Origin of the sequence: Streptomyces sp. NRRL F-5123 (assembly GCF_000721495.1) — a bacterium.
Lineage (GTDB): Bacteria > Actinomycetota > Actinomycetes > Streptomycetales > Streptomycetaceae > Actinacidiphila.
This window is the reverse complement of record NZ_JOHY01000030.1, coordinates 38,817-54,634: the sequence shown is the minus strand read 5'-3', so window position 1 is coordinate 54,634 and position 15,818 is coordinate 38,817. Positions and strand designations below refer to the sequence as shown.

Annotated in this window: 19 protein-coding genes, 3 tRNA genes and 1 pseudogene; 17 read left to right on the top strand and 6 right to left on the bottom strand. The window is 71.3% G+C overall.

Features of this window, described 5'->3' with window-relative positions; all coding sequences use genetic code 11:
- Window positions 1-10: 10 nt before the first annotated feature.
- The 4 genes from IH54_RS0122880 to IH54_RS40105 are packed head-to-tail and all read left to right on the top strand — an operon-like array spanning window position 11 to window position 1,682.
- Window positions 11-262 carry a hypothetical protein gene (locus tag IH54_RS0122880; RefSeq protein ID WP_031519804.1) on the top strand — a complete coding sequence of 84 codons (252 nt, stop codon included), beginning with the start codon at window positions 11-13 and terminating at the stop codon, window positions 260-262.
- Window positions 259-945 (top strand): GntR family transcriptional regulator, encoded by a 687-nt coding sequence (locus IH54_RS0122875; protein ID WP_031519802.1) that lies wholly within the window; start codon window positions 259-261, stop codon window positions 943-945. The genes IH54_RS0122880 and IH54_RS0122875 overlap by 4 nt, the downstream gene beginning before the upstream one ends.
- The gene (locus IH54_RS43515) at window positions 942-1,355 is read left to right on the top strand and encodes a hypothetical protein (RefSeq protein WP_199923447.1); all 414 of its coding nucleotides are present in this window, start codon (window positions 942-944) and stop codon (window positions 1,353-1,355) included. Before IH54_RS0122875 ends, IH54_RS43515 begins: the two co-directional genes overlap by 4 nt.
- A gap of 3 nt (window positions 1,356-1,358) precedes the next feature.
- Window positions 1,359-1,682, top strand: a complete 324-nt coding sequence (locus IH54_RS40105; RefSeq protein ID WP_043181921.1) for an ATP-binding protein — start codon at window positions 1,359-1,361, stop codon at window positions 1,680-1,682.
- 245 nt (window positions 1,683-1,927) lie between these two features.
- Here the strand turns inward: IH54_RS40105 and IH54_RS0122860 are convergent, their stop codons facing one another.
- Entirely contained in the window at window positions 1,928-2,851 is a 924-nt protein-coding gene (locus IH54_RS0122860; RefSeq protein WP_031519800.1) for an FkbM family methyltransferase, read from the bottom strand.
- Window positions 2,852-2,956: 105 nt separating this feature from the next.
- Here IH54_RS0122860 and IH54_RS0122855 point away from each other — a divergent pair, with 105 nt between their 5' ends.
- The 6 genes from IH54_RS0122855 to IH54_RS0122840 all read left to right on the top strand — a co-directional run bounded on the left by IH54_RS0122855 (window position 2,957) and on the right by IH54_RS0122840 (window position 6,659).
- Window positions 2,957-3,526 (top strand): hypothetical protein, encoded by a 570-nt coding sequence (locus IH54_RS0122855; protein ID WP_031519797.1) that lies wholly within the window; start codon window positions 2,957-2,959, stop codon window positions 3,524-3,526.
- 200 nt (window positions 3,527-3,726) lie between these two features.
- Window positions 3,727-4,359, top strand: a complete 633-nt coding sequence (locus tag IH54_RS45640) for a hypothetical protein (RefSeq protein ID WP_159012005.1) — start codon at window positions 3,727-3,729, stop codon at window positions 4,357-4,359.
- A 191-nt stretch (window positions 4,360-4,550) separates the two neighbouring features.
- Window positions 4,551-5,069, top strand: coding sequence for a hypothetical protein (locus tag IH54_RS0122850; RefSeq protein ID WP_031519795.1), 519 nt, complete (start codon window positions 4,551-4,553; stop codon window positions 5,067-5,069).
- A gap of 173 nt (window positions 5,070-5,242) precedes the next feature.
- Window positions 5,243-5,352 (top strand) — tRNA-Tyr (locus IH54_RS45635).
- A gap of 478 nt (window positions 5,353-5,830) precedes the next feature.
- The gene (locus IH54_RS45630) at window positions 5,831-6,421 is read left to right on the top strand and encodes a hypothetical protein (RefSeq protein ID WP_159012003.1); all 591 of its coding nucleotides are present in this window, start codon (window positions 5,831-5,833) and stop codon (window positions 6,419-6,421) included.
- 52 nt (window positions 6,422-6,473) lie between these two features.
- On the top strand, window positions 6,474-6,659 hold the full coding sequence (locus IH54_RS0122840) for a hypothetical protein (RefSeq protein ID WP_031519789.1): 186 nt from the start codon (window positions 6,474-6,476) through the stop codon (window positions 6,657-6,659).
- Window positions 6,660-6,684: 25 nt separating this feature from the next.
- Here the strand turns inward: IH54_RS0122840 and IH54_RS0122835 are convergent, their stop codons facing one another.
- A complete protein-coding gene (locus IH54_RS0122835; protein ID WP_031519787.1) occupies window positions 6,685-7,320 on the bottom strand; it encodes an HD domain-containing protein in 636 nt (211 codons plus the stop codon).
- 90 nt (window positions 7,321-7,410) lie between these two features.
- Between IH54_RS0122835 and IH54_RS0122830 the strand changes: the two genes are divergently transcribed.
- A complete protein-coding gene (locus IH54_RS0122830; RefSeq protein WP_031519785.1) occupies window positions 7,411-8,262 on the top strand; it encodes a helix-turn-helix transcriptional regulator in 852 nt (283 codons plus the stop codon).
- A gap of 7 nt (window positions 8,263-8,269) precedes the next feature.
- Here the strand turns inward: IH54_RS0122830 and IH54_RS0122825 are convergent, their stop codons facing one another.
- From IH54_RS0122825 to IH54_RS0122810, 4 genes are all read right to left on the bottom strand, one after another.
- The gene (locus IH54_RS0122825; RefSeq protein ID WP_199923446.1) at window positions 8,270-8,800 is read right to left on the bottom strand and encodes a hypothetical protein; all 531 of its coding nucleotides are present in this window, start codon (window positions 8,798-8,800) and stop codon (window positions 8,270-8,272) included.
- Between the two features lie 191 nt (window positions 8,801-8,991).
- Window positions 8,992-9,678, bottom strand: a complete 687-nt coding sequence (locus tag IH54_RS0122820) for an SDR family oxidoreductase (RefSeq protein WP_031519781.1) — start codon at window positions 9,676-9,678, stop codon at window positions 8,992-8,994.
- 208 nt (window positions 9,679-9,886) lie between these two features.
- Window positions 9,887-10,540, bottom strand: a complete 654-nt coding sequence (locus IH54_RS0122815) for an NAD(P)H-binding protein (RefSeq protein ID WP_031519780.1) — start codon at window positions 10,538-10,540, stop codon at window positions 9,887-9,889.
- Between the two features lie 579 nt (window positions 10,541-11,119).
- A complete protein-coding gene (locus IH54_RS0122810) occupies window positions 11,120-12,391 on the bottom strand; it encodes an amidohydrolase family protein (RefSeq protein WP_031519779.1) in 1,272 nt (423 codons plus the stop codon).
- A 780-nt stretch (window positions 12,392-13,171) separates the two neighbouring features.
- On the opposite strand from IH54_RS0122810, the gene IH54_RS0122805 reads away from it, so the two are divergent.
- The 6 genes and pseudogenes from IH54_RS0122805 to IH54_RS0122780 form a co-directional block, all read left to right on the top strand.
- Window positions 13,172-13,244: transfer RNA gene (locus tag IH54_RS0122805), tRNA-Thr, on the top strand.
- Between the two features lie 46 nt (window positions 13,245-13,290).
- Window positions 13,291-13,363: transfer RNA gene (locus IH54_RS0122800), tRNA-Met, on the top strand.
- A gap of 83 nt (window positions 13,364-13,446) precedes the next feature.
- Window positions 13,447-13,611: a 50S ribosomal protein L33 gene (rpmG, locus tag IH54_RS0122795; RefSeq protein ID WP_004571794.1), complete on the top strand. Its 165-nt coding sequence runs from the start codon at window positions 13,447-13,449 to the stop codon at window positions 13,609-13,611.
- A gap of 281 nt (window positions 13,612-13,892) precedes the next feature.
- Complete coding sequence (locus tag IH54_RS0122790; RefSeq protein WP_031519778.1) at window positions 13,893-14,372, top strand: MaoC family dehydratase N-terminal domain-containing protein; 480 nt, start codon at window positions 13,893-13,895, stop codon at window positions 14,370-14,372.
- The gene (locus IH54_RS0122785; protein ID WP_031519777.1) at window positions 14,372-14,800 is read left to right on the top strand and encodes a MaoC family dehydratase; all 429 of its coding nucleotides are present in this window, start codon (window positions 14,372-14,374) and stop codon (window positions 14,798-14,800) included. Before IH54_RS0122790 ends, IH54_RS0122785 begins: the two co-directional genes overlap by 1 nt.
- Before the next feature lie 191 nt (window positions 14,801-14,991).
- A pseudogene (locus IH54_RS0122780) lies at window positions 14,992-15,540 on the top strand (TetR/AcrR family transcriptional regulator); the annotation flags it as partial.
- Window positions 15,541-15,818: the final 278 nt, after the last annotated feature.

The window sequence follows — 15,818 nt, the reverse complement described above, 5'->3', positions numbered from 1 at the left end:
GAGACAACCGTTGTTCCAGCTCATCCGCATAGCTGCCGTCTGGCTCACCCGGCAGCTCCTCCCGGCCCGCCTCCCGGCCCAGGGCACCCACCGGATCACCGCCGCCCCGGCCGGCACCGAGCGGGCGTTACCCGTCCGCCGCCCGCACCCGTACGCCTGGGACGACGACGGGCCGCTGCTCCGCCCGTACGTTCTGAACGCCGAGGAGTGGGCCCGTCGACGTGGCGAGTTGGCGCCCGGCACAGTGGGCGCGGCCCCATGACCGCGCGCTACGAGCAAGTGGCCGACGATCTCCGCTGCCTCATCGCGAACGGCACCTATCAAGTCGGCACCCGACTCCCGCCCGAGAGTCGGCTCTCCGCCCAGTACGGGGTGAGCACGCCGACTCTGCGCGACGCACTCGAAGTCCTCCGGGCGGAGGGCCTGGTGGCCAAGTTCCAGGGCCGCGGCAACTTCGTCAGCGCTCCGCCCGAGCGGATCACGTACCTCGCGGACCTCAACGGCGCCCACACGAGGCTCAGCTCCGCGGTCACCGTCGCAACGCCACACCTGGCCAGCCGACTTGGTACGTCGCCGGGCGCCCCGCTGACCGAGTACGTCTGCCTCACCCACCGCGGCGAGACCCCGTACGTCCTCGCCCACGTCTACGTCCCCCGCACACCCGAGCCGCAAAGCACGGCCGCCACGCCCTGGGGCGCCGACCTCCTCACCGCCGTCGGCGTACCCGTCACGACCAGCACCGACCAAGCCACCGCCAGATACCCCACCACGGCGGAAGTGCAGTCGCTGCGAGTCGGCATCCGTACGCCCGTCCTAGCGATCGAGCGCACCTTCACCAGTGCAGACGGCCACATCCTCGGCTACGCGCTCCTCGTACTCCCCGGCGACCGCGCGGCGGTCGCCCTCACCACCCCCGTCGCCCCTGACCAGAAAGCACACCCATGACCGAGATCCCCCAGACCACCGTCTACGAGCCGCCCGAGCCCCCGCCGGACCGCATCCTCCGCCGCCTGCCGTGGCAGGGCCCCGAGGGACGCCCCGCTCACCTCGTCGCTGGCGACGGCTACCTTTCCCGCCTGGCGGACGACATCGAGCGCCAGCAGTTCGACTCGGCCCGCTCCGTCTGGGACGTCGCCGCGTCCGTCCTCGACGACCCGCGCGCGGACCGCGACGCCGTCCGCTTCGCCGCTGTACGGCTTCGCGAATCGCTCGGCGACGTCCTCCAACTGGCCCTCAACCGCGGCCTGTACACGGCCTCCGGCACGGCGACGTCCCCGTACGTCAAGCGCTGGCTGTACGACCTCCGTTGCGTCGGTACGGCGCGGCACGACCTCCGCCTAGTGCTGGCGGCCTGAGAGTTGGACGACCTCGCCGACCGCGCCGAGCTCGTCCTCTCGGAGTTGCTGGCTAACGCTCTCCAGCACGCTGACGCCCCGCCGGACGGCGAGGTCGAGACGCGGTACGAGCGGCTGCCGAAGGGGATCCGTATCGAGGTCCACGACGCGGACGACGCGAAGCCGCGCGTGCAGCCCCTCTCGACGGAGGCCGAGTCGGGCCGTGGCCTCGCCCTCGTCCACGCACTGACCGGCGGGGAGTGGGGCGTCGGGCCGCGCGAGGGCGTGGGCAAGCGGGTATGGGCTGTCGTGACGCTGGACGACCCGGCGTGGAAGGCGACCGCATGAGGCCCCACGTCCCGCCGGACGTAAGGCCGCTCTGGCACGCGTTTGGCTCTCCGTCCGCCGAGGCCCCGGAATCACGTCGGTCCGTAGCCTCAACGACGTCTTCGGACACCCGCGCCGACCTGGCGATACCTCGCAGCCCCGGCGCCGCCACGCCCACCCGCCGGCACGTCTGAACGCACCGCTCCCTCCGCCCGCCGCAGGCCCGTCGCGGCGACGGAGGGTGCAGTGCGTTCAGACGGACGGGCTTACGGCAGCCTCTTGGCGTCGACGCGGGAGAAGATGAGGTCGCTCTCGCCGTCGATCGGGCCGTTCCATCGGATCGGTACTGCGGCGCGCCCGCGCAGGGCTCTCGGGTACGAGGATGCCGCGTACTCGTTCGCCAACCGGTAGACGTGGAAGCCGTGTTCGCGCATGGTTCCGAGGAGTTCGTCGACGGAGTCGCCGAGTTGCTCCATGCGGTCGGGCGTCACCTCGACGGTGATTTCGGCGTCGGGGCGCAGCCGGTTCAGCAGCGGAGCCATACCGCGTACGACACTGCCCTCCGCGCCCTCGACATCGATCTTGATGACGCGGGCGGTGGCGATCTCCTCGGCTTCGAGGACGTCCGGAAGCGGGAAGGCCTCGATCTCGAACGTCGACTCCACCGGTCCGTCCCACGGCACGATGCTGTTCGCGCCCATGTTCGCGGAGCTGGAGAGGACGAAGGTCAGCGTCTGCTGCCTGTCGGAGACTGCGGTCTGGGCGACGCGGATGTTGTCGCAGCCGTTGAGGGCAGCATTCTGCGCCAGGCGGCGCGTGAAGTCCTGCGACGCCTCGATCGCGACGACCCGCCCGCGCGGGCCGACGAGCCCGGAGGCCAGCACGCTGAAGTAGCCGATGTTGGCGCCGACATCCACGAAGGTGTCCCCGGGCTTGAGCCTGCGCTGGAGCCACCGCGTCATCCGCGGCTCCCACACCCCGAACAGGTATATGTAGCGCTGGATGAGGTCCTGGGTGTCAACGGCGAAACGTGCACCGAACGTTGTGTCGGTCACCCGCTTCCGTGGCTCGTCCCGCAGGTGCGGGTTGAGGTAGCGACCGGCCAACACTGCCGCACCGAACGCGTCCGACCCGGTGCGGACGTAGTACCGCCCGATCGTGACCAGTGCCTCTGAGATGGGGCTGCTCATCCGATCGCCTCTCCAACGCCGTCCTGGCCAGACCGTAACACCGTGCCCTGCCAGGCCCCCTAAAATCCTCAAGACGTCTTGATGACTCGGGGGCGGGGGAACGCCATGGGCACGTCCGAACAGCTCTTAACGATCGCGGCTGTCCTCCTCGGCGCCATGACGACGTACGTCACCAACTACTGGTCCGAGCGCCAGAAGATCCGCCGCGAGCTGCTGACCCGCTGGGACGACCGCAAGCTCGACGCCTACGAGAACTACGTCGACCGCGTCCGCGCCGCCGTCTTCCTCGCGGTCGAGCTGTACGAGCACCGCGAGGGCATCCGCGAGAGCGACGACCCCGAGCCCCAGCTCCGCGCCCAACTCGCCGACGCCATCCGCTTACAAGGCCGCGCGTTCGAACGCATCATGCTCCTGGCCGGCGACGAGGTCATCGAGGCCGCCCACACCCTCAACGCGGCCTCCCGCGCGGTCGACTGGCAGGCCACCGGCAAGCAGCCCGGCACCCTCGCGGACTGGCGCGACCGCAACCGCGAGGTCTTCGCGGCGATCAACGCCTTCCACGAGTCCGCCCGCGTGGACCTCGGTGTTTCGGGTTCTGTGACGGGCGATGGCCACCCAGGCAGAGATCTGCTACTCCCCGGCCCCCGTCTCTCGGAAAACAATCACGAGGCCTGATGAGAGTGCGAATCACGTTTTCGCAATCCTCTTGCCGAGTTTCAAAAATTACAATCAGCGATCGATCGATTGAATCGCGTCGGATATTTTTGGGAATTCGTGCGTGACTCATCTACTTGCGTCTGCGTTGCATGACACTGCTGCAAAGATTGGTGTTGGTGTGAGAAATGTCTGGTGTGGGTGCGGCGATAATCGCGGCTGTGCTGACGGCACTCGGAACTACGGTGGTATTGGAGTTGACCGTTAAGCCATGGCTCGAAGCTCGCAGTGAGAGAGTAAGAGAGAGCCTTCGTGTGCGCTACCGCTTAGCGCAACAGGCAACCACGATTTTGGCGGCCTGTGATCGACTAGAAGCAGGGCAGCAAACCTCGGAGCGTGCGACTACGACAACGCGTGAAGAGCGCGATGGGCGCGCTGTAACAAGTACGCACTTCGGAAGCATTGTGAGTAAGATCTACATTGAGAAGCGGCGTTGGCAGGATCAGCTTGATGAGGCTACGAAAGTTATCGTGGACAGCTATGAATCGAGTGGTCATTCTCTAGTGAAGCTGTTTTTCGGCGAGCTGCTGGCCGATTATGCTCTCACTGCGCGGTGGGTCGCCGTGTCAGACTTGCCGCAGCAGGCAAAAATTCAGTATCTCCGGTCCATGACTAGACCCGCCCGCACCCTATTCTTCTCAAATTGGCCAGTATGGCTGCGCAACGGGGCTGGCCCGAATTCTGTTGAAGCCGTGCGAGCCGAACTCAGGGCGGCCATAAATGCGGTCAAATACGGCAATGTTCTCTCGTATGAACAGCCCTCACTATTCGATTCCTTCCCGTCGGGAGATTGAAGGTAGGGTGCGTGGCGAGAGCCGACGGGGTGCCGTTTTATAGACTTTTTCTGGGGTGACGAGGCGGGGGCCGGGAGCAGGCTTTCACGCCTCGGCGAGCAGACCTGCTGAATTCATCTCACCGCAGTGGGACGGACAGGCGGATCGGCCCCGGTGGACGTCGGAGCAGGCCAGGTGGCACGCTCCGCTGCGTGAACGTGCTTCGAACCCTGGCCGAGTTCGGCTCCACCGCAGCCATCGGCCCAGTGCACTGCGGCGCGAAACTCAACGACATCGCGGCGACGCTCGGGCCGCCGTGGGACATTGGCCGAGTGAGCAAGCGGCGGCGCTGGCCTCACCTGTTCTCCTATGGAGATGCTGAGCTCTGTGTGTGTCGCTGCCGCCGCGTCACGATGATCAGCGTGCAGACCTGGCGGAACACCATCGAGCTTCCCGTCCCAGGGTCGAAGTCACTCGCCGTGTCCGCAGGACCCCTCACTCACGCACAGGTCACAGCCGAGCTCAACTCGATCGGCTGCCGCTTCAGTCCAGTGACACTCCACCAGCCGCCCCGACAGCTGGCCCTACAGGTGGAGTCGACTGGGGCCACCTTCACCTTCCGGACCGAGTCCGGCTCCGAGGCCCTTCTGGACAGCGTCGGCCACTGGATTACCGCACACGAGTGCACGCCGCTGGAGGCCAGCGCCCCAGACGACGGCTTCGGTACTTGATCGCAATGCGGTTGGCCACAACCAGCAGGCAGCCGATCGCTGACCGGAGCACACGCATCTGTAATTACTGGAGCACTCAGAGGAGTACGCCGAAAGTGTTGAGCGATGCCGGCGAGACGAGCCCTGACCACCTTCCTTGATCAGGACGAGGCATGGACGGTCGCTCTGGTGCAGTCGGGGGAGTGACGTGGAGGGCCTGGTCAATTGATGGGCGCTCAGAACACGTATGCGGACTGTAAATCCGTCGGCTTAGCCTACCGTGGTTCGAATCCACGTGCCGCCACATGGTTGAAGGGCCCCTGAGCAGCTTTTTTGCTGCTCAGGGGCCCTTCGTCGTATGCGGGCTGGGTGGTGGGTGGTGGGGGCGTTGGTGCTTGTGCACACCGGTGTTGACGGATAGTGATCATGCTGTGATCTCGCGGCTGGAGCGCTCGGCGTTCGGGGCCCACTACGTTGCGTCCGTGCCGACGAATGACGATATGCCCGCAGGTCAGGGCCGTGTGAGTGACGACGAGTGGAACGACTTCGTTGAGCGCTCCGCCAGGGAGACCGCCACCGCACCCGTTGCTGATTCTGGGGCAGCGCGGAGGCGGAAGCGGAGGTGGCCGTGGGCTGTCGGGGCGTCGGTGGTGGTGGCAGCGGTGGTGGCCTCTGTCGTGCTGAGGCAGGCGAGTCCTTCGCCGGGGGACGTCGCTGCGACCGGGGCGCCCGCCGCGCCCGCTGTCGCTTCGAGTTCGGCGGCTCCCGGCGCGGAGCGGGCGATGGTGCCGTTGGCGGAGGCGTTCCCTGAGCAGGTCGGGAGTGGCAGCGGCGCGTACACCAAGGTGGCCGCGGCCACGATGACGTCCTGCACCGAACCCGACCTGGTCGGGCCGCGGCTCATCGGCATGATCGGCGCGAGTGCGGGGTGTGTCGGCGAGGAGACCGCCCTCTACAAGGACGCGCACAACAACCAGTTCAGCCTGGCCGCCTTCACGATGAAGGACCCGGTGGACACGGTGAAGCTGGTGACCGAGCTGACCATGGCCTTCGACGACTACGAGGTGGCCGTCCAGGCCCCGCCGCCGGGTTCCGGTCTGCGCATCCTTCCCGCGGACAGCGGCCTGGTGCAGTCCTTCACCGGGCAAGGCCGGACCATGGTGGTCGGGCTGGCCCAGTGGTCGGACGGCCGGGTCGGCGACTACCAGACGCTTGGGACACCCTGCAGCCGCTGCTCAGAGCGGTCTCCGCGAACGTCGCGGACTACGAGGACGCGCGGTAGGCCGCGGGGGAAGGGCCACGGACGCCGCCGCGGATTCAAACAGCCGTTTGGGGGCACCGGATCGGCAAGGGCGTCCGGTACGGCTGAGTGAAGGCTCGGCTTCCCGCCGGCGCAGGACTGTTCGTCGTCAAGGAGGGCATCCGATGCTGGCAGCCGTGGGCGCCGTCATTCTCGCCATCGCTTATCTCATCAATGCCACCAGCACACACACCGATGCGGCGTTCACGCCGTTCAGCCTGCTGATCGCCGGGGCGTTCTTCGTCGCCCTGCATCTGGCCGGGTTCGGCGGCGTCCGGGCCACCTCGGGAAGACGTCGCTGGCGGCGCTGAGACGGGCGGGGCGCGCGCGGTCCCGTCAGGGGGCGTCCACGAGGCGGTGGGCGTGGGTGGTGGAGAGGGTGTGGACGTCGGGGTCGCCGAAGGTGTGGCGGAGGTGGGTGAAGGCCTCGGCCTTGGCGTCGCCGAAGCGGCGGACGGCGGTGGTGTAGGCGGCGGGGGTCAGGAACCTGGGGGGCGTGCTCTTGCTGTGGAATTTGTCGGCGTACATCACGAGCTGCTCCTCCGGGGTCTCCGCCAGGTAGTCGGCGGGTGGGAGGGGGAGGTTCTGGCGGGTGACGTCGTTCTTCGTGAGGCCCACGCCGGTGTGGTGCGAGCAGAATCGGCAGAGGACTTCGGGGAGGCCCTCGGCGGCGAGGATCTCGTGGCCGAGGAGGCCGTGGCGGATGTAGTTGGCGCGGTCGAAGCCGCCGCCGTCGGCGTCGTAGAGGCGGTAGACGCCGATGTCGTGGACGAGGCAGCCCGCGCGGACGAGGTCGCGGTCGACGGCGGCGGGGGTGCCGCGGGCGGCCAGGGCGTCGAGGAGCTGCTCGGCGATGCGCCAGACGATGACGCAGTGGCCGTGGACGGACTCGAAGGCCTGGGGCGAGGGGGCGTACCGCTCGTGCAGGCGGCGGATGTCCTCGGGGGTGGGGAGGGGCGTGAGGTCGGTCATCGTCCGTCGATTCTCCCGCAGACGGTGGGCCGCGACTGCCTAGGCTGAGCTGACGGCAGGCGGGCAGGCAGAGGGGCGTGAGGGGGAGCGGTGGCGGATGTCGAGCGGCGGCGCGAGCTGGCGGAGTTCATCAGGAGCCGGCGGGAGCGGCGCAGCCCCGAGGACGCGGGGCTGCGGGTGGTCGGGCAGCGGCGGACCCCGGGGTTGCGGCGCGAGGAGGTCGCGACCCTCGCGGGACTCAGCATCACCTGGTACACGTGGCTGGAGCAGGGGCGCGAGATCAAGGTCTCGCGGCAGGTGCTGGGCAGCCTCGTTCCCGCCCTCGGGCTCGACACCGTGGAGCGCGACCACCTCTACCGGCTCGCCGGCGAGGTGCCGCCCGCCGACCCGCCCGCCGGTCCACCCGCCCCTTCCGGGATACCCCGGCCGTACGAGCTGCTGCTCGCGCACCTGGACCCGAACCCGTCCTTCGTCGTCAACCGGCGCTTCGACGTCCTCGCCTGGAACGCCGGCTGCGAGCTGATCCTCGGCGACCTCGCCGCCCTGCCCGCCGAGCGCCGCAACATCCTGTGGCTCACCTTCACCTCGCCCGAGGCACGGGCGGTCTCCCTGGACTGGGAGGAGGAGGCGGCCCACACCCTCGCCCTCTTCCGCGCCCAGGTGGGCGAGCACATCCTGGACCCCGACGTCGTCGCCCTGCTGCGCGGCCTGGAGCGTGCCAGCCCCGACTTCGGCCGGCTGTGGGGCCGCAAGGACCTGACACCGTACGTCCCGAAGCCGCGCACGATCGCTCATCCACTCCTCGGCGAGGCCACGTTCGAGTACGCCAAGATGCACATCGCGAACGACGACAAGACAGTGGTGTCCTACCTGACCCCGCCGGGCTCCGACCTGGACCGGCGGCTGCGGGAGGCCCTCGCGGCGCGGGAGCAGAGCGGCTGAGGGGGTGTCAGGTGGCGGCGTCCCGGGCGTCGGTCGACCACTCGGCGAGCGTCTCGAAATCCGCGGGGCGCAGCCCGAGCCGCGGGCTGACGTGGTGGAGCAGCGCGGGAGCCGGGTGGTGGCCGGCGACGTACTCCCCGTCCAGGGCGCTCTGCTCGTCGTCGACCCACGCGAACGGGCGGCCGGCGGCGTGGTCGACGAGCGCGGCCGTCTTCCAGTGGACGCCGTCCGGGCGCTCGCTGAGCAGCGCGTCGCCGAAGTCGACGTACGGCAGTTCGGGCAGGCCGAGAACCGGGGCGATCCACCGGTTGGCGTCGGCCATCCACGTGGTGGCCCAGTACAGCTCGTAGCCGAGGTCGAGCAGGGCGGGGCCGTGCCAGGGGGCGAGCCAGACGCGCAGGGTGCGCCCGGACAGAGCGGAACGGTCCGGGCCGAGCGTGACCCGGAGGGTGGTGTAGCCGGGCGGGCGGCGCTCGGGCTGCGCGGCGTACGGGTTGAGGGGGCCGTCGACGTCGAGGTAGAGCAGCGGTCGGCTCACGTACGTCATCGTGCCACGGGGGTCGGACAACGGCGGGGGCGCCGGGATCGGGCGACGGCACGCCGGGGGGCCGGGGGCGAACCCGGCGCCCCGGCCCCCGTTCCCGCCGGGGGCGAACCCGGCGCCCCGGCCCCCGTTCCCGCGGGGCGCGGACCCGGCCCCCGTTCCCGCCGGGCCCCCGCCTCCGCCGCTCAGGCGACCGTGGCGCCGCCGTCCACCGGCAGCACCGTGCCGGTCACGTACGACGCCGCGATGACGTACGCGATCGCGTCCGCCACGTCCGCCGCCGTACCCACCCGCTTGACGGGCATGTCCTTCACGAACTCGGCGAGGGCCGCCTCCCGCGTCCCGTCGGGCAGGAACGACCACCAGGGCGTGTCCACCGCGCCGGGCGCGACCGCGTTCACCCGCACCGGCGACATCTCGGCCGCGAGCGGGGAGACGATCCGCTCGATCGCCCCGTTGACCGCCGCGAGCGCCACGGTGCCGGGGAGCGCGGCGCGCGCGGAGGCCGCGGACACCATCGTGACCGAGCCGGTCACCCGCGCCTTCTGCACGGCGTGCAGGTAGCCGAAGAGCTTGCCCTCGAACGCGCCCCTGACGTCGGCGAGATCCACCTCCGCCAGCGGCCCGAGGCCCAGGGCGCCCGGGCTGAACGCCAGCACCAGGTGGTCGAAGGCGCCCACCCGATCGAAGAAGGCGGTCACCGCCCCCGCGTCCGTGCCGTCCACCTGCTCTGCGGCGGCCACCCGGTCCTTCACCGCCGCGAGGCGCTCCTCGTCGCGCCCGGTGACGATCACCTCCGCGCCCGCCGCCGTCAGCTTCTCGGCTGTCGCCAGCCCTATGCCGGACGTTCCGCCCATGATCACCACACGCATGTTCCGCGCCTTCCGCCGTTCCTTCGCTTGCCTCTCGATCATCGAAGGCGCGGTGGCGGGCAACCAGTTGGGAGTTCTGCTGGTGGTCCTGACACCAGGAAGGAAGGCGGGCGCGGGCCGCCCGGACAGGAGGCGTGCCGGGGTGGGAGGCGGGGGTTTCGGCCGACCTTGCGCGCCGCCCCCGCTCCCGCGCGCCGGGGGCCGTACGTCAGCGCAGGCCGGCGACCGCCGCCGGGATCTCCGTGGAGCCGCCGACCAGCTCCAGCGTCTTGCCGACGGCCTGCGGCGCGTCCAGCAGCTCGACGAGCACGGCGGCCACGTCGTCGCGCGGCACCGAGCCGCGCCCGGTGCTCGCGGCGAGGGTGACCCGGCCCGTACCCGGGTCGTCGGTGAGCGAACCGGGGCGCAGGATCGTCCAGTCCAGGGACGCACGCGACCGGATCGCGTCGTCCGCGGCGCCCTTGGCCCGCAGATATGCCTGGAAGCCCGGCTCCTCGTAGGTGGACTGCGCGTCAGCGCCCATCGAGGAGACCACGAGGAAGCGGCGTACGCCGGCGCGTTCGGCGGCGTCGGCGAGCAGGACGGCGGCGTCGCGGTCGACCGTCTGCTTGCGGTCCACCCCGCTGCCCGGGCCCGCGCCCGCGGCGAAGACGGCGGCGTCCGCGCCCGCGAGGGCTGTCGCCACCGATTCGGCGGGCGTGGCCTCAAGGTCCAGCACGACGGGCTGGGCGCCGGCCTCGCGCAGGTCGTCGGCCTGGTCGGGATTGCGGATCAGGCCGACCGCGTGGTCACCCCGGGCGGCGAGCAGGCGTTCCATGCGGCGGGCGATCTGGCCGTGGCCTCCGGCGATGACGATACGCATGTCTCCGACGGTACGGGGTGGGGTGCGGGTTGCGCCGCCGGGCGCGCCGGGCCCTGGCGGGCGGCTTGCCGCGGGGGCTCGCCCGGCGGGCGGGGTGGTCGCTCGCGGCGGGCCCGCGCAGTGCTCGCGCTCCCTCGCGCTCCCTCGCGCTGCGGGGTGCCTTCCACGGCGGGCCGTGGACGGTGGGGGCAGGGGGTGCTCGCGCGGCTTTTGCGACGCTGCGCTGTGGGGCGCCTTTCGCGGTGGGGGGGGATTGCTCGCGCGCGGCCGTCGTGACGCCGCGCCGCAGGACGGGTTGTGCGGTGGTTGCGCGATCTTCTCGTGGTGGGGATCGGGCGCGCAGTTCTCCCCCAGGCTCCGCCCGCGATGTGCCCCCACGCGCCCCTGCGCCTCTGGGAGGGTCGTGTGGTGCGCGTCGCCACCTTTGCGCCGCGCAGGCTGGGCGCGCGGTTCTCCCCGGCCCTCGCCCGCGATGTGCCCCCACGCGCCCCTCGGAGCGGCCCGGCGCCCGGCCCCGTGTGACGGATTGCGCGTGCGCGCCGAGTCCTCGCCGGGGCCGGCCTCCGGGGGAGGGACTGCTCAGGGCTCGCGGTGGGATTGGCGGGGGAGGTCGAGGGCGGGGTCGGTGGAGGTGTCGCAGAACTCGCGGACCGCGCTGGTGCGGGAGACGACGCGGCCGTGGTGGATGACGACGCGGCTGTAGGCGAGGGCGAGCACGCCCTCGACGGATTCGCCGCGTACTGCGAGGAGTTCCGCCGGGAAGCCCGCTTCGACGCGGACCTCGGGGAGGGCGAGTACGGCGCGGGCCCGCGTGCTGATCAGCTCGTACGCGTGCAGCGGCTCGCACTCGCCGTAAGACGCGAGCAGGAACGCCGCCTCCAGCGGGTCGCCGCGGCCCACCGGGTTGGCCAGGTCGGCGAGGGCGCCGCTGCCTGCGGCGACCGGCACTCCCGCGCGGCGCAGCAGCCGTACGGGCGTGTGGAGGCCCGCGGCGCCGCGGCGTACCGTCTCCACGCCGCTGCAACCCCCCTGAGGGAGGGCCACGACGGAGACGCCCGCGGCGGCGAGGCGTTCGGCGGCGCGCATTGCCGCGTCACGCGGCAATGTACCGAGCCCGTGGCAAGGGCCGAGCGCGACGCCCGGGCGCAGGCCGCCGGCCATCGCGGCGAGCCGGGCGAGGCGGGCGGGGTCGTCGGCGGCGGTGTGCAGGTCGACAGGCACTCCGAACTCCGCCGCGAGAGCGACGACCGCCTCGGCGTGCCCGCTCGGGTCCGGGTCGAGGTCGGGGCAGCCGCCGACCGCGGAGGCGCCCATCTTCAGCGCGTCCCGCAGCACGTCGAGCCCGTCGGCGCCCGCCGCCCCGGTCAGCAGCCGGGGGACGGCCACCACCTGGACGTCGATCAGGCCGCGCAGCGCGCGCCGGGCCTGGAGCACCGCTTCGAGGGCGCGCAGCCCGTGCACGTCACCCACCCGCACATGGCTGCGGACGGCGGTCGCGCCGTGCCCGAGCTGGAGCAGCGCGGCTTCGGTGGCGCGGCGCTGGACGTCGGCGACGTCGTCGGCGGGCGGGCCCGCGCAGCCCGCGGTGAGGGCGAGGTCCAGATGGGCGTGCGGATCGGCGGGCGCGGGCAGCAGCAGGTAGCCGCGCAGGTCGATGCGCGTGCCCGTACCCGCGCCGGAGCCCTGCCGGGCGGCGGCGCCGAGTGGTCCGGCGAGGCTGCCCGCGGTGCCGACCGCCTCGATCCGCGGGCCGCTCAGCCGTACGTCCACGGTCCGGCCGTCGGTGAGGCGGGCGCCGCACAGCAGCAGGGTGGCGGTCTCGGCGGCGGTGCCGCGCGGGCTGTCGCTCATCGGGCTCCTCCGGTGCCTGGTGCCTCCCGCGGGCCCGCCGGTGCCGCCGGGGACGGATGAGCGGGGGAAGCAGTGGAGCGGGCGCGGACCGCCGGGGCGTCGGGACGACCGGGAAGGGCCGGTCGGAAACGGCCGGTCGGGACGCCCGAGCCGCCGGGACGATCACGCATGGTCGAGCCTAGGGCCAGGCCGCGCGCACGTCCGGTAAGCGGCGTCAGGACACCCGGCACGAGTGCATTACTCGTACTGTCGTACGCATCTTGGGTCACCCTCGCCGACGGGCCGCGGTGCCCTGCCGTGGAGCCGCCGCAACCCGGAGGGCAGGTTCGGGGCCGGCTCCGGGTCCGGACGCGCCGACCGGGGGCGGGGCCGTACGGCAGGCGGGAGCGCTCGTACGCGCGGCACCCCACCGGTCTCGGGGGCGTGCCTTCCGGGCTTCGGGCGCGGAGCCGTATGCCCCGCCGGAACGCCGCGCCGCCGCCGGAACGCTGCGCCGCCGCAGCGCTGAGGCGTTCCGCGCCGCCGTACGCCGCGCCGCGGAGGTAGCCGGCGTACGGGGCCGCGCACGCGAGGGGGCGGGCACCTCAGCGCTCCAGCCGACTTCCTCCGCCGCGCCGGGCCCGCCCGCGCGGCGGAGGGGGAAGGCCCGTGCGGCACCCCCCCGACGCGCCCGGGAGGGGTCGCGGGCAGGCCGCGCGGGCGGTGTCCGCTGAGCCCGATGTGCCCCGGCGGATACGGATTTCACGTATGGCAGCGGACCGTGTAATGTCTTCCTCGCTCGCCCCAATAGCTCAGTCGGTAGAGCGTCTCCATGGTAAGGAGAAGGTCTACGGTTCGATTCCGTATTGGGGCTCTGATGGATCGGTTCCCCGTCCTCGTGGCGGGGGTCGGTTCGTCGAAGCGGCGTAGCTCAGTCGGTAGAGCAAGCGGCTCATAATCGCTGTGTCACCGGTTCAAGTCCGGTCGCCGCTACTCTGCGTAGCCGATTGCGGGATCGGTCCCTCAATCGGCTACTCTTCCTGTGTTCAAATACCCGTTCGTCAAGGAGCACTCACGTGGCCGCCACCGACGTCCGCCCGAAGATCACGCTGGCCTGCGTGGAGTGCAAGGAGCGGAACTACATCACCAAGAAGAACCGGCGTAACGACCCGGACCGTCTTGAGATGAAGAAGCACTGCCCGCGTTGCAACGCGCACACCGCGCACCGCGAAACGCGCTGACTTCGCCGCCCCTGCGCCGCACCACCAGCAGCATCACCAGGCCGTAACACCGCGAGGCCGTCCCCCGTCGCAGGACAGGGGACGGCCTCGCGGCACGTCCGGCCCCGGCCCGTGCCCGTAGGGCGGGCGGCGCGCACCCGGCCCGCGTACGCGGTGGCGCACACCCGCACACCTGCTCGTGCCCCGGCACAACCGCGCCCCCGCCCGCGCACCCCGCGCGCCCCGCACAACCGCGCGCTCCTCCCGAACACCCGTGATCTGCCGCACACTCCGAGGTGACGATGGCTCTCGACCAGTCCTACGTCGGGCGGACCTACCCGCCCACCCCCGCCTACGAGGTCGGCCGGGAGAAGATCCGCGAGTTCGCCGAGGCGATCGGTGACCCCAATCCGGCCTACGTGGACCCGGAGGCCGCCAAGGCCCTCGGCCACCCGGACGTCATCGCGCCGCCCACCTTCGCCTTCGCGATCACCTACAAGGCGGCGGGCGTCGTGATCTCCGACCCGGAGCTGGGCCTGGACTACAGCCGGGTCGTGCACGGCGACCAGAAGTTCGCCTACACCCGCCCGCTGCGGGCCGGTGACCGGCTGACGGTCACGTCCACGATCGAGGCCGTGAAGTCGATGGCCGGCAACGACATCCTGGACGTCCGCGGCGAGGTCCACGACGAGTCGGGCGAGCACATCGTCACCGCCTGGACGAAGCTGGTCGCCCGCGCGGCGGACCCCGAGCAGGGCACCCCCCGGGACGGAGGCGCGTGATGGCGGCGAGCGTGGCGTACGACGAGGTCGAGGTCGGCACCGAGCTGCCCGCGCAGAGCTTCCCGGTCACCCGGGCGACGCTCGTGCGGTACGCGGGGGCTTCCGGCGACTTCAACCCGATCCACTGGAACGAGAAGTTCGCCCGGGAGGTCGGGCTGCCGGACGTCATCGCGCACGGCATGTTCACGATGGCCTCGGCGGCCCGCGTGGTCACCGACTGGGCGGGCGACCCGGCAGCGGTCGTCGAGTACGGGGTGCGCTTCACCAAGCCGGTCGTGGTTCCCAACGACGACGAGGGCGCGCTGATCGAGGTCACGGCCAAGGTCGCCGCCAAGCTGGACGACAACCGGGTGCGCGTGGACCTGACCGCGATGTCGGCGGGCCAGAAGGTGCTGGGCATGGCCCGCGCGGTCGTTCGCCTCGCCTGACGCCTGACGCCTGACGCCTGACGCCTGACGCCTGACGCCTGGCCCCGCGGAACGGCTGCGCATATTGCCGCGCCGGGAGCACCTGTAAGGACCGCCTGCCCATGGCAGGCGGTCCTTACGTGTTTCGGCTCGAGTGCCCCGCTCACACCTACGCGTTGACAAGGTAGTGATTGGCCACTAACTTAAGTCCCATGGTCAGGATGAGCGCAGAGGAGCGGCGCGAGAGCGTCATCCGTGCGGCGATGAGCGAGTTCGCCCACGGCGGTTATCACGGCACGTCGACCGAGGCGATCGCCCGCCGGGTGGGCGTGTCGCAGCCGTACCTCTTCCGGCTCTTCCCGAACAAGCAGGCCATCTTCCTGGCCGCCTCCCGCCACTGCATCGAGACGACCGCAAAGGTCTTCGCGAACGCGGCGGTCGGGGTGCCGGTCGAACGGCGGCTGGACGAGATGGGCAAGGCCTACCAGGCCATGATCCACGCCGATCCCGAGCGGCTGCTGATGCAGATGCAGACGTACGTGGCCGTCGCCGCGGCGGAGGCAGCGGGGGACCGCGCCTTCGGTGTGGAGATCCGCGCGGTCTGGATGCGGCTGTGGGAGACCGTGCGCGACGCGCTCGGCACCGACGTCGAGGAGACCACGCAGTTCTTCGCCTACGGGATGCTCGTCAACACCCTGGTGTCGCTGGGTTTTTCGGCTGAGGAGCCGATCTGGGAGGGCTTCTACGAATCCGTCCGCCCGGAGAATCCGGCGGGCGCCGAGGACCCGGAGACGGTGCAGGACCCGCAAGGCCAGGACGGCTCTGACGGCCCCCTGCGCTCGGAAGCCCCGTGGTGCGCGGGGCCCGCCAAGCGCCCGACGGCCTCGGACTAGCAGCGCCCCGGCCGGGGCCGCCCCCGGCGGGATTTTTTCGGCCCAAAAAGTTAGTCATCAATTACTAACCCGGCAGTGCGCGCGGCCACCCCCGCGGCACCGCCACCCGCTCCACCGCACCACCAGCTCAGCCCGCAGCACATCTC

Bases quoted from the DNA above. Each gene is read 5' to 3' on its own strand.
- IH54_RS0122875 (WP_031519802.1), top strand. From the start codon at position 259: ATGACCGCGCGCTACGAGCAAGTGGCCGACGATCTCCGCTGCCTCATC.
- IH54_RS43515 (WP_199923447.1), top strand. From the start codon at position 942: ATGACCGAGATCCCCCAGACCACCGTCTACGAGCCGCCCGAGCCCCCG.
- IH54_RS0122860 (WP_031519800.1), bottom strand. From the start codon at position 2,851: ATGAGCAGCCCCATCTCAGAGGCACTGGTCACGATCGGGCGGTACTAC.
- IH54_RS0122855 (WP_031519797.1), top strand. From the start codon at position 2,957: ATGGGCACGTCCGAACAGCTCTTAACGATCGCGGCTGTCCTCCTCGGC.
- IH54_RS45630 (WP_159012003.1), top strand. From the start codon at position 5,831: ATGGTGCCGTTGGCGGAGGCGTTCCCTGAGCAGGTCGGGAGTGGCAGC.
- IH54_RS0122840 (WP_031519789.1), top strand. From the start codon at position 6,474: ATGCTGGCAGCCGTGGGCGCCGTCATTCTCGCCATCGCTTATCTCATC.
- IH54_RS0122835 (WP_031519787.1), bottom strand. From the start codon at position 7,320: ATGACCGACCTCACGCCCCTCCCCACCCCCGAGGACATCCGCCGCCTG.
- IH54_RS0122820 (WP_031519781.1), bottom strand. From the start codon at position 9,678: ATGCGTGTGGTGATCATGGGCGGAACGTCCGGCATAGGGCTGGCGACA.
- IH54_RS0122815 (WP_031519780.1), bottom strand. From the start codon at position 10,540: ATGCGTATCGTCATCGCCGGAGGCCACGGCCAGATCGCCCGCCGCATG.
- IH54_RS0122810 (WP_031519779.1), bottom strand. From the start codon at position 12,391: ATGAGCGACAGCCCGCGCGGCACCGCCGCCGAGACCGCCACCCTGCTG.
- IH54_RS0122790 (WP_031519778.1), top strand. From the start codon at position 13,893: ATGGCTCTCGACCAGTCCTACGTCGGGCGGACCTACCCGCCCACCCCC.
- IH54_RS0122785 (WP_031519777.1), top strand. From the start codon at position 14,372: ATGGCGGCGAGCGTGGCGTACGACGAGGTCGAGGTCGGCACCGAGCTG.